This window comes from Pseudomonas sp. Snoq117.2 (assembly GCF_900110545.1).
In the GTDB taxonomy this organism is placed as follows: domain Bacteria; phylum Pseudomonadota; class Gammaproteobacteria; order Pseudomonadales; family Pseudomonadaceae; genus Chryseomonas; species Chryseomonas benzopyrenica.
Map to the genome: position 1 here is coordinate 1,039,771 of NZ_FOED01000001.1, position 14,832 is coordinate 1,054,602.

13 protein-coding genes are annotated in these 14,832 nt (G+C 66.5%); 2 read left to right on the forward strand and 11 right to left on the reverse strand.

The window, feature by feature from the left end:
* The 11 genes from lipB to BMZ43_RS05170 form a co-directional block, all read right to left on the reverse strand.
* The gene (gene lipB / locus BMZ43_RS05120) at nt 1-657 is read right to left on the reverse strand and encodes a lipoyl(octanoyl) transferase LipB (protein WP_093250574.1); all 657 of its coding nucleotides are present in this window, start codon (nt 655-657) and stop codon (nt 1-3) included.
* The gene (locus tag BMZ43_RS05125) at nt 657-932 is read right to left on the reverse strand and encodes a DUF493 domain-containing protein (RefSeq protein WP_017642511.1); all 276 of its coding nucleotides are present in this window, start codon (nt 930-932) and stop codon (nt 657-659) included. Before BMZ43_RS05125 ends, lipB begins: the two co-directional genes overlap by 1 nt.
* Before the next feature lie 73 nt (nt 933-1,005).
* Nucleotides 1,006-2,166, reverse strand: coding sequence for a D-alanyl-D-alanine carboxypeptidase family protein (locus tag BMZ43_RS05130; RefSeq protein WP_026084012.1), 1,161 nt, complete (start codon nt 2,164-2,166; stop codon nt 1,006-1,008).
* Nucleotides 2,167-2,291: 125 nt separating this feature from the next.
* The gene (locus BMZ43_RS05135) at nt 2,292-3,281 is read right to left on the reverse strand and encodes a septal ring lytic transglycosylase RlpA family protein (protein ID WP_064307939.1); all 990 of its coding nucleotides are present in this window, start codon (nt 3,279-3,281) and stop codon (nt 2,292-2,294) included.
* Nucleotides 3,281-4,285, reverse strand: a complete 1,005-nt coding sequence (gene mltB, locus BMZ43_RS05140; protein ID WP_093250577.1) for a lytic murein transglycosylase B — start codon at nt 4,283-4,285, stop codon at nt 3,281-3,283. The genes BMZ43_RS05135 and mltB overlap by 1 nt, the downstream gene beginning before the upstream one ends.
* A 39-nt stretch (nt 4,286-4,324) precedes the next feature.
* Nucleotides 4,325-5,428, reverse strand: a complete 1,104-nt coding sequence (gene rodA, locus BMZ43_RS05145) for a rod shape-determining protein RodA (RefSeq protein WP_093251005.1) — start codon at nt 5,426-5,428, stop codon at nt 4,325-4,327.
* Between the two features lie 44 nt (nt 5,429-5,472).
* Nucleotides 5,473-7,380, reverse strand: a complete 1,908-nt coding sequence (mrdA, locus tag BMZ43_RS05150) for a penicillin-binding protein 2 (RefSeq protein WP_093250581.1) — start codon at nt 7,378-7,380, stop codon at nt 5,473-5,475.
* A 12-nt stretch (nt 7,381-7,392) separates the two neighbouring features.
* Nucleotides 7,393-7,860 carry a 23S rRNA (pseudouridine(1915)-N(3))-methyltransferase RlmH gene (gene rlmH / locus BMZ43_RS05155; RefSeq protein WP_007159668.1) on the reverse strand — a complete coding sequence of 156 codons (468 nt, stop codon included), beginning with the start codon at nt 7,858-7,860 and terminating at the stop codon, nt 7,393-7,395.
* Nucleotides 7,861-7,865: 5 nt separating this feature from the next.
* Nucleotides 7,866-8,216 carry a ribosome silencing factor gene (gene rsfS / locus BMZ43_RS05160; protein ID WP_017642516.1) on the reverse strand — a complete coding sequence of 117 codons (351 nt, stop codon included), beginning with the start codon at nt 8,214-8,216 and terminating at the stop codon, nt 7,866-7,868.
* Nucleotides 8,217-8,226: 10 nt separating this feature from the next.
* Nucleotides 8,227-8,889, reverse strand: coding sequence for a nicotinate-nucleotide adenylyltransferase (gene nadD, locus BMZ43_RS05165; RefSeq protein ID WP_017642517.1), 663 nt, complete (start codon nt 8,887-8,889; stop codon nt 8,227-8,229).
* Nucleotides 8,889-10,148, reverse strand: coding sequence for a glutamate-5-semialdehyde dehydrogenase (locus BMZ43_RS05170; RefSeq protein WP_026084015.1), 1,260 nt, complete (start codon nt 10,146-10,148; stop codon nt 8,889-8,891). Before BMZ43_RS05170 ends, nadD begins: the two co-directional genes overlap by 1 nt.
* Nucleotides 10,149-10,399: 251 nt before the next feature.
* Between BMZ43_RS05170 and BMZ43_RS05175 the strand changes: the two genes are divergently transcribed.
* A complete protein-coding gene (locus BMZ43_RS05175; protein ID WP_093250584.1) occupies nt 10,400-13,417 on the forward strand; it encodes a cellulose biosynthesis protein BcsC in 3,018 nt (1,005 codons plus the stop codon).
* A 363-nt stretch (nt 13,418-13,780) separates the two neighbouring features.
* Nucleotides 13,781-14,830, forward strand: a complete 1,050-nt coding sequence (locus BMZ43_RS05180) for a cellulose synthase operon protein YhjQ/BcsQ (RefSeq protein WP_017642520.1) — start codon at nt 13,781-13,783, stop codon at nt 14,828-14,830.
* Nucleotides 14,831-14,832: the final 2 nt, after the last annotated feature.

Consider the following 14,832-nt stretch of genomic DNA (forward strand, 5'->3'; position numbering starts at 1 on the left):
TCAATCCGATTCCAGGGTGATCGGTTCGGGGTAGCCCAGGCGCAGACTCAGGTGACGCACCAGAGACTCGCGGACCTCGTCGAAAGCTAGTGGCCCGGTCACCAGATCGCGGAGCTGGGTCATGGCCAGGCCGGCATAACCGCAGGGGTTGATCCGGCGGAAGGGCGCCAGATCCATGTCAACGTTGAGCGCCAGTCCATGGAAGGAACGCCCATTGCGGATGCGCAGCCCCAGGGAGGCGATCTTGGCGCCATCCACATAGACACCCGGCGCATCGGCCCGGGCCTCGGCCTGCACATCCCAATCGGCGAGCAGCGCGATCAGGCTGTCTTCCATGGCGCTGACCAATTCTCTCACGCCCAGACCCTTGCGGCGAACATCCAGCAGCACATAGGCGATGAGCTGACCGGGTCCATGGTACGTGACCTGGCCGCCGCGATCGACCTGCACCACCGGAATGTCGCCCACGGCGAGCAGGTGCTCGGGCTTGCCGGCCTGCCCCTGGGTGAAGACCGCAGGGTGCTGCAGCAGCCAGAGTTCGTCGGGGGTGGCCGGGCCGCGCTCGTCGGTGAAGCGACGCATGGCGTCCAGGGTCGCCGCGTAGGGCCGCAGGCCCCAGCGGCGCACGCCCAGGCTGGCCGGGGCGGGAGCGTTCATCAGATCACCATGTGCACGCGGCCGGTGGCGCGCAGGTCCTGGTGGATGGCCTGCAGCTGGTCCACGCCGGTGGCGGTGATGAGCACCTGCACCGAGAGGAAGCGGCCATTGCGGCTGTCACGGCTCACCAGGGTGCCGCGATCCAGGTCCGGCGCGTGGCGCTGGACGATGTCGAGCACCAGCTCGGCGAAATCGGCACCGGCATCGCCGATCACCTTGATGGGATAGCGCGGGCAGGGAAATTCGATCTTGGGGGGTTGTACGTCTTCGGTCATGCGGACTTCCAGGCCGATCGCGGTCGGCAGGGGGTGAAAGGCCCGCGAGCGCGGGCCTTTCCAGGACAACGGATCAGTTGAACAATCCGTAGAAGAACAGGCGAATGCTATCCCACAGGCGACGGAAGAGGCCACCCTCCTCGACCGGCTGCAAGGCGACCAGGTCGGCGGTGTGCACCACCTTGTCATCCAGCTTCACCTCGACCTTGCCGATCACCTGGCCCTGGGCGATGGGAGCGGTCAGCTGCGGATTGAGCACCATCTCGGCATGCAGCTTCTTGGCCTGGCCACGCGGCAGGGTCATGGTCAGGTCGTTGGCCAGACCGGCCTGGACCTCACGAGCGTCGCCCTTCCACACCGGCGCCTTGGCCAGTTCGGTGCCCTTCTTGTAGAAGGACTGGGTCTCGAAGAAGCGGAAGCCGTAGGTCAGCAGCTTCTGGGTCTCGGCGGCACGGGCCTGTTCGCTGTTGGTGCCGAACACCACGGCGACCAGGCGCATGCCATCGCGAACGGCCGAGGCCACCAGGCAGTAGCCGGCTTCGTCGGTGTGGCCGGTCTTCAGGCCGTCGACGGTCTTGTCGCGCCACAGCAGCAGGTTGCGATTGGGCTGCTTGATGTTGTTCCAGAAGAATTCCTTCTGGGAGTAGATGGCGTAGTGCTGGGCATCGGCGTTGATGATGGCGCGCGCCAGGATGGCCATGTCATGGGCCGAGGAATAGTGGTTCGGATCCGGCAGGCCGGTGGCGTCCATGAAGTGGGTGTTCTGCATGCCCAGCTTCTGCGCGGTGGTGTTCATCATGTCGGCGAAGGCGTCTTCGCTGCCGGCGATGTGCTCGGCCAGGGCGACGCTGGCGTCGTTGCCGGACTGGATGATGATGCCGTGCAGCAGGTCACCGACCGACACCTGGGTGCCGACCTTGATGAACATCCGTGAACCGCCGGTACGCCAGGCGTGCTCGCTGACGGTGACCATGTCCGATTCCTTGATGCGACCCCGGTTGATTTCCAGGGTGGCGATGTAGGCGGTCATCAGCTTGGTCAGGCTGGCCGGCGGCAGGCGCTGGTCGGAGTTGGATTCGGTGAGCACGGCGCCGCTGTTGGCGTCCATGAGAATCCAGGCCTTGGCGGCCAGCTGGGGCGCCGCCGGGACCATGGTCTCGGCCGCCCAGACGGCCGGGACACAGGCGATCGTTACTAGGAGGAGCAGGCGTCGAGCGAGTTTTGCGATTGTCATCCGAATCTCTGAAAGGTTGGGGTATGGCAGGAGCAGCGGACCCAGACCGCACGGTCCACGTCGATCCCCGCGAGGGGATCACGACGGCCGGGGCCGGCGACTGGGCGTCATGAAGCATCCCTGCTTCAATCCGGTTGCACGAGAGACGCCTGACCCAAGCGGGCCACGCGTACGCTGTTCTGGAGCTGGGGGACCTCAGCCGGCTGGACCGGTCCGAGGCGGACCCGATGCAAGGTCTGCTGGTTGCGCACCGTCGAACTGATGAACACCGGGGCACCGGTCAGGTCGCTGAGCTTGTCCTTGAGCAATTCCGCAGCGTCCGGATTGGCGAAGGCCGCCACCTGCAGATAGAGCCCAGCGGCTGGGGCAGAAACGTTTTTTTTTGCGTCGACGGCCGCGGGCGTCACCGGCTCGGCGTGCTGGTTGACCGGTGGCGTATAGGTCTCGATGGCACCGAAGGTCTGGGTCTCGGTGGTCTTCTGGGCCACCGGCGCCTGGCGCGGCTGGGCCAGCACCATGGGCACCGCCTGACCGCGCTGGGCCCAATACTGCTGCGGATCGATGCCCTCGACGCTGACCCGGGCGGTACCGATCTCGGCATAGCCGAGCTTCTTGGCGGCGGCGAAGGACAGGTCGATGACCCGGTCGGAATAGAAAGGTCCGCGGTCGTTGACGCGCAGGATGACGCTGCGGCCGTTGTCCAGATTGGTGACCCGCACGTAGCTGGGCAGCGGCAGGGTCTTGTGCGCCGCGGTCATGCCGTAGAGGTCGTAGGTCTCGCCGTTGGCGGTGGCCTGGCCGTGGAACTTGGTGCCGTACCAGGAGGCGGTGCCGGTCACGCGGTAGTTGCGCGAGTCGGTCAGCGGGAAATAGGTCTTGCCCAGCACGGTGTAGGGATTGTTCTTCAGCGGCCCGTTGTAGGGCATGGGCACGGCGTCGGGAATGCGGCTGACGTCCACGTCCCACCAGGGCGCACCGTCACGGTGCGGACGCAGGTAGCCACCCGGCCCGGCCACACCCTTGCTGGTCGGCTTGGGCGCCTGGCTGGAACAGCTCACCAGCAACAGGCCGAGACCCAGGCAGCCGGCCAGGCGCGCCAGGGCAGTCAGACGCATCACGGCTTGACGCCCTCGGCGGCATGGCGCTCGGCGATGGCGTTCGCCAGATCGGTCACCGCCATGGCGTACATGACGCTGCGGTTGTATCGGGTAATGGCGTAGAAATTGGGCAGGCCCATCCAGTACTCCGGTCCCTTGTCTCCGTCGAGGCGGAACGAGGTTACACGCAAATCGTCACGCAGGGCAGGGTCTTGAGCGTTCCAGCCCAGGGCACGCAGCTCGGCGACGCTCTTGACCGGCTCGATCCCGGCCACCACGCCCTCCTCCACCCGCTCGCCGCTGACCTGGGCGCGAATGGCGGTCGGCCCGCGGCCGGACCAGCCGTGGCGCTTGAAGTAGTTGGCCACGCTGCCGATGGCGTCGGTGGGATCGGACCAGATGTTGATGTGGCCGTCGCCATCGAAGTCCACCGCATAGGCGCGGAAGCTGCCCGGCATGAATTGCGGCAGGCCCATGGCCCCGGCATAGGAACCGGTCAGGCTGAGTGGATCGACCTGCTGCTCGCGGGCGAGCAGCAGGAATTCACGCAGCTGGCTGCGGAAGAAGGGCGCGCGCGGCGGATAGTCGAAGGCCAGGGTCGAGAGCGCATCCAGAACCCGGTAGTTGCCGGTATTGCGACCGTAGAAGGTTTCCACGCCGATGATGGCGACGATGAACTGGGCCGGCACGTCGTATTCGCGCTCGGCGCGGGCCAGCGCCTCTTCGTGGGTCTTCCAGAAGTCGACGCCCTGGGCGATGCGCCGATCGGTGATGAAGATGGGGCGGTATTCGCTCCAGGGCTTGACCCGCTCGGCCGGTCGCGAGATGGCGTCGAGGATGGCCTGCTTGCGCTCGACCTCACCGAACAGCGCCTGCAACTGTTCCGGGGCGAAGCCATAGCTCTGACTCATCTCGGCGATGAAGTCGCGCGTCAGCGGTGCCGTGTCGTAGTCACCCGCGACGACACCGGTCGTCACGCCCATCGCCGTGGCGAGCCCGAGGCTCTGCAAGCAGCGACGCATCCATCCCATTGTCGGCATCTAACCCTTCTTTGTTGCGTGTTAAACCTGGGCGATCCACTTGCGGTGCGTGTGGATCGACATCAAAACTCCGAACCCGGTGAGCAAGGTGACCACCGAGGTGCCGCCATAACTGATGAATGGCAGCGGGACACCCACCACGGGCAGGAGGCCGCTGACCATGCCGATGTTGACGAAGACATAGACGAAGAAGGTCATGGTCACGCCGCCGGCGAGCAATTTGCCGAACAACGTCTGGGCCTGCACGGTGATGGTCAGGCCGCGACCGATGAGCAGCAGATAGAGCACCAGCAGCAGGCAGACACCGACCATGCCGAACTCTTCGCCGAGGACGGCAATGATAAAGTCCGTGTGACTTTCCGGCAAAAAATCCAGATGAGACTGGGTACCCAGCAGCCAGCCCTTGCCGAACACCCCGCCCGAGCCGATGGCGGCCTTGGACTGGATGATGTTCCAGCCGGCGCCCAGCGGATCCATTTCCGGATCGAGGAAGGTCAGCACGCGGCGTTTCTGGTAGTCGTGCAGCACGAAGAACCACATGGCCACCGCCAAGGGCACCGCAGCGCTCACCGCGCCGATCAGCCAGCGCCACTGCAGGCCGCCGACGAACAGCACGAAGCCACCCGAGGCCAGCACCAGCATGGCGGTACCGAGGTCGGGCTGATCGAGGATCAGCACGAAGGGCACCACCACCAGCGACAGGCTGATCAGGCTGTGCTTGAAGTTCGGCGGCAGACTGCGCTTGGACAGGTACCAGGCCATCATCATGGGCATCAAGAGCTTCATGAATTCCGACGGCTGGAAGCGGATGACCCCGGGAATGTTGATCCAGCGGGTCGCGCCCATGGCGTTGTGGCCCATGACGTCCACCACCACCAGCAAGGCCACGCCGACCACATAGCCCAGGGGTACCCAGCGCGCCATGAAGCGCGGTTCGAGCTGGGCGACGACGGCCATGGCCACCAGGCCGAGACCAAAGGAGGTGGCCTGCTTGAACAGCAGGTCGAGATTGCGCCCACCGGCGGAATAGAGGACGAACAGGCCGGTCGCGCCCAGCATCAGCAGCAGGATCAGCAGAGGGCCGTCGATGTGCAGGCGCTGCAGCAGGGTAGCCCGCCGCTTCATCACGTCCCCTTCGGGAATGGTGCGATCGAAGTTGGGAGCGAGACTCATGGCTGCACCTTGGTCGCGGCGGCGGTGGCCCCGGCGGTAGTCGGCTTGGCGTACTCGGCCTTGAGATGGCCCTGGTCATCGAGCAGCCAGGCGTCGAGCACCTGACGCACCACCGGGGCGGCCACGCCGCTGCCCGACTCGCCGTTCTCGACCATCACCGCCACGGCGATCTGCGGATTGTCGGCCGGGGCGAAGGCGACGAACAGGGCGTGGTCGCGATGCCGCTCCTTAAGCGCCGCCGAGTTGTACTTTTCGTTCTGGCGAATGGCGACCACCTGGGCCGTACCGCTCTTGCCGGCGATGCGGTACTGGGCACCGACGTTGATCTTGTGCGCGGTGCCGCGGGGATTCTGCACCACCATTTCCATGCCGTGGATGGCGCGATCCCAATAGCTGGGATCCTTGAGCTCGATGTCGGGCATGGGATTGCTGTCCACCGGCGGCTGGCCATCGAGGCTCTTGGCCAGGTGCGGGCGGATCCATTTGCCATGGTTGGCGATCAGGGTGGTGACCTGGGCCAGCTGCAGCGGCGTGGTCTGCATGTAGCCCTGGCCGATACCGAGGATCAGCGTCTCGCCGGGGAACCAGGCCTGGCGGCGGGTGGCACGCTTCCACTGGCGCGAGGGCATCAGGCCCGGTGCCTCTTCGAACATGTCCAAGGCGACCTTTTGCCCGAGGCCGAACTTGCCCATGTACTCGGAAAGCCGATCGATGCCGATCTTGTGGGCGAGATCATAGAAGTAGGTGTCGTTGGATCTCATCAGCGCCATGTCCAGATCCACGTAGCCGTCGCCACCATGGTTCCAGTTGCGGTACTTGTGATCGTAGTTGGGCAACTCGTAGTAGCCCGGATCGAAGACCCGCGCCTGGGGCGTGGTGGCGCCGCTGTCGAGACCGGCGATGGCCACCGCCGGCTTGATGGTCGACCCCGGCGGATAGAGGCCACGCAGCACCCGGTTGTAGAGCGGGCGATCGATGGAGTCGCGTAGCTCGGAGTATTCCTTGAAGCTGATCCCGGTGACGAAGGGATTGGGGTCGTAGCTAGGTTGGCTGACCATGGCCAATACCTCGCCAGTCCTGGGCTGGATGGCGACGATGGCGCCACGGCGCCCACCCAGGGCGGCTTCGGCGGCGGCCTGCAGGCGCGAATCGATGGTCAGGACGATGTCCTTGCCCGGCTTGGGGTCGGTGCGATTGAGCACCCGCAGCACCCGGCCGCGGGCGTTGGTCTCCACCTCTTCGTAGCCTACCTCACCGTGCAGCTCGGGCTCGTAGAAGCGCTCCACGCCGGTCTTGCCGATGTGGTGGGTACCGCTGTAGTTGACCGGATCCAGGCGCTTGAGCTCCTGTTCGTTGATCCGCCCGACATAACCCACCGAATGGGCGAAGTGTTCGCCCATGGGATAGTGACGCACCAGTTGCGCCGTCACCTCGACCCCGGGCAGGCGGAACTGGTTGACGGCGATCTTGGCGATCTGCTCCTCGGTCAGCTCGAACAGTACCGGCACCGGCTCGAAGGGACGCCGGCCCTGTTTCATGCGCTTCTCGAACAGCTCGCGGTCTTCCTCGGTCAGGCCCAGGACCTGCACCAGCGTATCGAGAGTCTGTCGCCAGTTGTCGGCCCGCTCGCGGGTGATGGTCAGGCTGAAGCTGGGACGGTTGTCGGCGACGATGATGCCGTTGCGGTCGTAGATCAGGCCCCGGGTGGGCGGGATCGGCTGGACATGGACCCGGTTGTTTTCCGACAGGGTCGAATGGTAGTCGTGCTGGATGACCTGCAGGTAGTACATGCGCGCCACCAGTACGCAGGCGAGCGCGAGAAAGATCACCGCCCCGATCGTCACGCGGGCGCGGACGAGCTGGGCGTCTTTCTCGTGGTCCTTGAGGCGTATGGGTTGCGACATCGCAGGTACGGACTACTTGTGATACGGATGGCCGGCCAATACGGTCCAGGCGCGATAGAGCTGCTCACCGACGAGGATGCGCACCAGCGGATGCGGCAGGGTCAACGGCGAGAGCGACCAGCGCTGTTCACTGCGGGCCTGCACCTCGGGCGCGAGGCCCTCGGGGCCGCCGACCATGAGGTTGACGGTCCGGGCCTCCAGGCGCCACTGCTGGAGTGTTTCAGCCAGTTGCTCGGTGCTCCAGGGCTTGCCGGTGACCTCCAGGGTCACCACGCGCTCGCCCGGCTGCACCTTAGCCAGCATGGCCTCACCCTCCTGGCGGATCAGCCGGGCGACGTCGGCGTTCTTGCCGCGGGTCTGCAGTGGGATCTCGACGAGTTCCAGCGGCAGTTCCGGCGGTAGACGCTTGACGTACTCGTGCCAGCCCTCCTCGACCCAGCGCGGCATGCGCGAGCCGACGGCGATGAGACGCAGGCGCACCGGACTTATTCGCCTTGGGCGGCGCGGCTCTGCTCGGCACCGCGCCAGAGGCGCTCGAGGTCATAGAACTCACGGGTGGTCGGCAGCATCACGTGGACGACCACGTCGCCCAGGTCCAGCAGCGCCCATTCGCCGCCTTCAAGACCTTCGCTGCCCAGCGGACGCACGCCCTGCTGCTTGACCTTTTCCAGCACGTTGTCGGCCAGCGACTTGACGTGGCGGCTGGAGGTGCCGCTGGCGATGACCATGATGTCGGTCACGCTGGTCTTTTCCCGCACGTCCAGGGAGATGATGTCCTGGGCCTTCATGTCTTCCAGGGCGGCGATGGCCACCTGGACGAGTTGTTCGCTTTGCATGGTGTAGCTCTTACCTCGGTTCGGAGGACGCCGGATAGAGGCCGTGCGTCCGGATGTAGTCAAGCACGGCATCGGGCACCAGGAAGCGGATGGACTTCCCGGTGGCCAGGAGGCCGCGGATCTGGGTGGCAGACACCGCGAGCGGGTTCTGCCAGATAAAGGTGATCTGCCCGCCCGGCCCCTTCAGGGCCTGGGGATCGGGCTGACTGCGCGCTGCCAGGAAATCACGCAATTCCTGGCAGGGCTCGCTGTCGGCGTCGGGTCGTTGCAGGACCAGGATGTGGCACAGCTCCAGCAATTCGCGCCAGCGGTGCCAGCCTGGCAGGCCGCAGAAGGCGTCCCAGCCCAGCATGAGCAACAGCTGCACCTCATCGCCGAGTTCGGCGCGCAGGCTTTCCAGGGTCTCTATGGTATAGGAGTGGCGCGTCCGGCGCAGTTCCCGGTCATCGACCACCAGGGTCGCGACGTCGGCCACCGCCAGGCGCACCATCGCCAGGCGATCCTCGGCGGAGACGCTGGGCGCCTCGCGATGGGGCGGTCGGGCGCTGGGAATCAGCCGTAGCTCGTCCAGCGCCAGGGCTTCGGCCACCTCCAGCGCCGCGCGCAGGTGGCCGATGTGCACGGGATCGAAGGTACCGCCGAACAAGCCGATGCGGGTGGGCAGGCTGCTCATCAGCTGCGGACGTGACCGTCGCCGAAGACCACGTATTTCTCGCTGGTCAGCCCTTCCAAGCCCACCGGTCCGCGGGCGTGCAGCTTGTCAGTGGAGATGCCGATCTCGGCGCCCAGGCCGTATTCGAAGCCGTCGGCGAAGCAGGTCGGCGCATTGACCATGACCGAACTGGAGTCGACTTCGGCGAGGAAGCGCCGCGAACGGCCGAGATTTTCCGTCACGATCGCATCGGTGTGATGGGAGCCGTAGTGGTTGATATGCTCGATTGCCTGGTCCAGACCCTCGACGATGCGGATCGACAGAATGGGTGCCAGGTATTCGGTGGACCAGTCAGCCTCGGTGGCGGGCAGGGCCTGGATCAGGTCACGCGTACGCTCGCAGCCCCGCAGTTCCACGCCCTTCTCTTCGAAGCGGCGCGCCATGGCCGGCAGGAAGGTTTCAGCCACCTTGGCGTCGACCAGCAACGTTTCCATGGCACCGCAGATGCCATAGCGGTAGCACTTGGCGTTGAAGGCGATGGACTCGGCCTTGGCAAGGTCAGCAGCCTCGTCGACATAGACGTGGCAGATACCGTCGAGGTGCTTGATCACCGGGACGCGGGCATCGTTGCTGATGCGCTCGATCAGATTCTTGCCACCCCGCGGCACGATGACGTCGACAAACTCCGGCATGGTGATCAGGGCGCCGACGGCAGCCCGGTCGGTGGTCTCCACCACCTGGACCGCGGCAGCGGGCAATCCGACCTTCGCCAGGCCCTTCTGAATGCAGGCCGCGATGGCGCGATTGGAGCGAATGGCTTCCGAGCCGCCGCGCAGGATAGTCGCGTTGCCCGACTTCAGGCAGAGACTGGCCGCATCGATCGTCACGTTGGGACGAGATTCATAGATGATGCCGATGACCCCCAGCGGCACGCGCATCTTGCCAATCTGGATACCGGAAGGCCGAGCGCTCAGGTCGCGAACGGCGCCCACGGGATCGGGCAAGGCGGCAACCTGTTTGAGACCGTTGATCATCGCGTCGATCCGTGCCGGCGTCAGCGTCAGCCGGTCCAGCAAGGCCGGCTCGAGTCCCGCTGCTGTGGCCGCGACGACATCCTCGGCATTGGCTGCGACCAACGCCTCGCGATCTTCGCCCAAGGCATCCGCAATGGCGCTCAACGCCAGGTTCTTCTGGCCAGTGGACGTACGAGCAAGGACCCGCGACGCGGCACGGGCAGCCTGGCCAAGACGGGTCATGTAGGCGGAGACGGACTCGGTCATGGTCGGCGGCCTGCGAAAGACGGTGGGAAAGCCGCAGAGTATAGCGTCGCCGGGCCCTGCGCGGCCAGCGCCGAGGGGCTTGGCCATGGCATTCGCCTGCGCGATTTGGTTGACTCGCCACGGCCTGTCGGGAATCATCCGCGGCTGTATTTGCCGTTCAGCTTGCGTTCAGCTATTCCCTAATAGCCGAAATCGTTCCAGCTCTGCGCCAGGTGCTGCAGCGACGCCTACCAGCCTTCACGGAAAGAACCATGCCCAAGCACCTCACCTTGTCCCTTGGTCTGCTCGCCCTGCTGATCCATGCCGACGCGACCTGGGCCGCCGCTGCCGACGCCGCGCCGACCGCGGCCGCCGTCCAGGCGCTGGAAGCCCAGCTGAAGAAGACGCCCCAGGATCCGGATGCCCTGGGCAAGCTGGGCAGTGCCCGGCTGACGCAGCAGCGCTGGACCGATGCCGAGCAGTTGCTGACCCAGGCCGTACAGAAAGGCGGCAAGACCTGGCAGCCGGCGCTGGACGAGGCGCGCTACCACCACCTGCTGGAACGCGCCCATGCGGCCGAGAACAAGCGCGAGCTGGACCAGGCGCGGGATCTCAGCGTCGAAGCCATCCGGCTGAAGCCCGAAGCGGTCGAGGCGCAGCTGTTCCTCGCCGGCATCCAGAGCCAGAAGCGCCAATGGGAACTGGCCGAGGCCACCTACCGCCAGGTGCTGATGCGCGAGCCGGCCAACGTCGACGCCTACTATGGGCGCATCGCCGCGCTCAACGAGCTGGGCCGCACCGAAGAAGCCCTGCAACTCACCAAGAATCTGCAGCCGAGCGCCAAGAGCCCGATCAAGGGCCTGGATCGCCTGCGCGCCGGCCAGGCCATGCAGGAAGCCGAAGCCGCCGAGGCGCGGGGCGATCTGCAGGGCGCCTCGCGGCTGCTGGAACAGGCGCGCAAGGAAGCCCCGGAAGATCCCTGGCTGCGCCTGGCCCAGGCCCGCCTGGAGGTCCGTCAGGGCCGGCCGCGCGCCGCCCGCGACCTGGTGGACAGTCTGGTCAAGGATGGCGCCCAGCGTCCCGAGGTGCTCTATGCCAGCGCCCTGCTGTCCAACGAACTGGGCGAATACCCGCGCGCCATGCAGACCCTGATGCGCATCCCCCAGGCGCAGCGTTCGCCGGACATGAACGCCCTGGCCGCGCGCATCACCTTCAACGAACAACTGGCCGAGACCGTGGCCCTGGCCAAGCAGGGTCGCCGCGAGGAAGCGCGCAGCCTGATGCAGCGCCTGGAAGCCCGCGCCGGGCGCAATCCGGATCTGATCGGCGATCTGGCCGAGGCCTTCGCCACCGCTGGCGATCCCGAACACGGTCTGGCCCTGCTCAAGCCGATGATCTCCGGCGATACCCGCCCGGCGCCCGCCATGCAGCTGCACTACGCCAGCATTCAGCTACAGCTGAACCAGGACCAGACCGTGGGCAACGTCCTGCGCGACCTGCAGGGCGTGGTACTCGACAGTGGCGAGAAGCAACAGTACGACGATCTCCTCGCCCGCTATCGCATCCGCCAGGCCGATCGCCTCACCGATCAGGGCAAGCTGGCCGCCGCCTACGACACCCTGGCCCCGGCGCTCAAGGCCCGTCCCGACGACAAGGCCGCCCAGGCCGCCCTGGCGCGCATGTACCTGGCCAGTGGCGACACCCAGAAGGCCCGCCAGCTCTATCGCGACGTGCTCAGCGACCAGCCCAAGGACGCCGAACTCTACCTGGGCGCCGCCGAGATCGCCGCCAAGTCCCAGGACAGCGTCACCGCCCGCCAGTATCTGGATCAGGCGGTCAAGCTCGGCCAGAGCGATCCCCAGGTGCTGCGCCGCGCCGCCCTGCTCTATCGCGACATCGGCATGGCCGGTACCGCGACCGGCCTGCTGGAGCAGGTGGTGCAGGTGGAGCGCAAGGATCGCGAATCCGCGGCCCGCGCCGCCGGTGCCAGCGACAATCCCTTCGCCACCCTGCCCGGGCAGACCCGCAGCGATGACGCCCTGGCCGCCGTTCCGGCCGCCGCGGGTGGCAACGCCGGCGGCGCCGACTACGCCTGGAGCGATCCGCTGCAGGCGCAGAAGGCTGCCAACAACCCCTTCAACGACCTGTCCGTGGTGCCCACCAGCAGCCTGTCGAGCAGCCTGGCCACCGAGCAGATACTCGGCCAGTTGCAGCGCGAGCGCAGCATCCGCATCACCCAGGGTCTGAGCGTACGCAGCTACGATCCCAGCGGCAGTTCGCGTCAGACCACCGTCAGCGCGCCGCTGGAGATCTCCTTCCCCGCCGGCGACCAGCGCCTGGCCGTGCGCGTCACCCCGACGCGAATCAACGACAGCAGCAGCGAGGGCAGCCAGAAGGAAAACGGCGTGGCGGCATCCATCGCCGTGGAAGACGCCGGGCGCGGCCTCAAGGGCGATATCGGCGTCTCGCCGGTGGGCCTGAGATACAGCACCGTGGTCGGCGGCGCGACCCTGGAACGCCCGCTGAGCAGCCTCAGCGAGAACCTGCTCTATGCCCTGAGCGTGTCGCGGCGTTCGGTGACCGACTCCCTGGCCTCCTACGGCGGCATCCGCGATCCGCGCACCGGCCAGGAGTGGGGCGGCGTCACCGCCAATGGCGGCCTGGCGCGGCTGAGATACGACGACGGGCGCTACGGCTCCTACATCTACGGCGCGGCCCATCGCCTGACTGGCCATGACGTCAAGGACAACGACCGCTTCGAGATCGGCACCGGCGTCTACTACTATCTGCGCAATGGCCCGGACAGCCTGTTCACCGTGGGCCTCTCGGCCACCGCGATCGGCTACGACAACAACCAGAATCACCTGACCTACGGCCATGGCGGTTACTTCAGTCCACAGCGCTACTTCGCCATCGGCGTGCCCCTGGTGTGGGCGCAGCGCGGCGATCTCTGGGCCTATCAGGTGCAGGGCATGCTGGGCGTGCAGACCATTCGCCAGGACGCTGCGGATCGCTATCCCGACGACGCCGCCCTGCAGGCGGCCGCGGAAGCCGCCGGCGAAGGCCAATACGGCAGCAAGAGCAAGACCGGCGTGGCCTACAGCCTCTCGGCCAGCGGCGAATACCGCCTCAGCGGGCAGTTCGCTCTGGGGGGCCGTCTGGGCATGGACAATGCCCAGGACGAGCGCGACGTCAACGGCAACCTCTATCTGCGCTACTTCTTCGAAGAGCAGGAAGGCCGACCGCAACTCTCGCGGCCGCAGCCCTACCGTTCGCGCAACGAGGAATAAGCACAAAGGCCCGCACCCGCGGGCCTTTTTCTTACCCTGCGGCATCCTTCCTTCGCCGCCGAAACGACCGCTCATCCCCACATTCGTCGTCGCTTCGACCGCCCCATCCCCAGGCCGCGCCTTTCGTCCGAACCGCACCAGACATGGCGTTGACGAGGCGTTGAGGTCATCCAACCATTGCCGCAAGACAGGGGCGAATAGCGCAACTATCCGTTCGCTCCGCTGCAATGCCCGCATACGCATTTTCAATTGGTGCGTCACGAATCCCGCGTGACAGTATTCGCAAAAATGACGCCTGGTGGCTTTTAGCCATTAATCTGACGTCAAGCATCCGCCCAGCCCCTCAACCTCCCGGAATTAGCCATGGTCCGTTCGCTGGATATTGCCAATCTGTTCCGCTCCTTCGGCGGTGATCCCCAGCGCTACCAGGAATTCGAGGCGCCCGAAGCGGAGTTGCATGAGGCGGTCTCGACGGCTGCGCCGCTGCCGTCCCCACGCGCACCGGTCGAAGCGGTCAGGGCGCTTGCCGAGTCTGCCGTTCAGGCCGAGCCAGGCGAGTTGCCGCCGCTGTCGCGGGAGCTGGCGCAGCTGCACAGCAGCCGCCAGGCCAGCCAGGCGGCTGCTGCGCTGGATCAGGCGCTGAGTCGCTCGCGACCGGCACTGGCCGGTCCAGTGCTGGCACTGACCTCGGCCCGGGGCGGGACCGGCAAGACGGTCATCGCCGCAGGCCTGGCCCAGGCACTGAGCCGCAGCGGCCAGGCGGTGCTGCTGATGGAGCTGGACAGTCAGAACGTGCTGTCTTCGCTGTTGCTGCAGGAAGCCTCGTCCACCACCGGCTCGATCAGGGCTCCGCTCTCCGCCTGCCTGGCGGTGGACGATCGCCTGCGCCTGGTGCCCTTCGGCGCCCCCGACGACCTGGATCTGCAGGCTTTGGAACGCGCGCTGGCCACCGACACCCAGTGGCTGACGCGGCGCCTGCAGGCACTCGACGTCCCGGCCGACACCCTGGTGATCCTCGACTGCCCCACGGGCTCGACGCCCTTGACTCGTCAGGCGCTGGCCCTGGCCACCCGGGTCCTCGGGGTGACGACCGCGGATGCGACCGGCTATGCCAGTCTGCCGCGCCTCGAACGCCAGTGGCAGCACTGCACCGGCCAGGTCCATCCGCTGCACCTGCTCAACCGGGTCGATCCCGCACGTCCCCTGAGTCAGGACATCGCTGCCATCGTGGCGCATTCCTGGGGCGACCGCCTTCTCGGCGTACTGCCGGAAAGTCCTGATCTGGAGCAGGCACTGGCCTTGGGCCAGGGGTTGGCCAGCGTCCAGGACGCCTGGGCGCACGGCCTCGCCGAGTTGGGCCGGAAATTGCTCGGCGAGCTGCGACCGGCCTTGCGTTACGCGGCGCATTCCTAGCC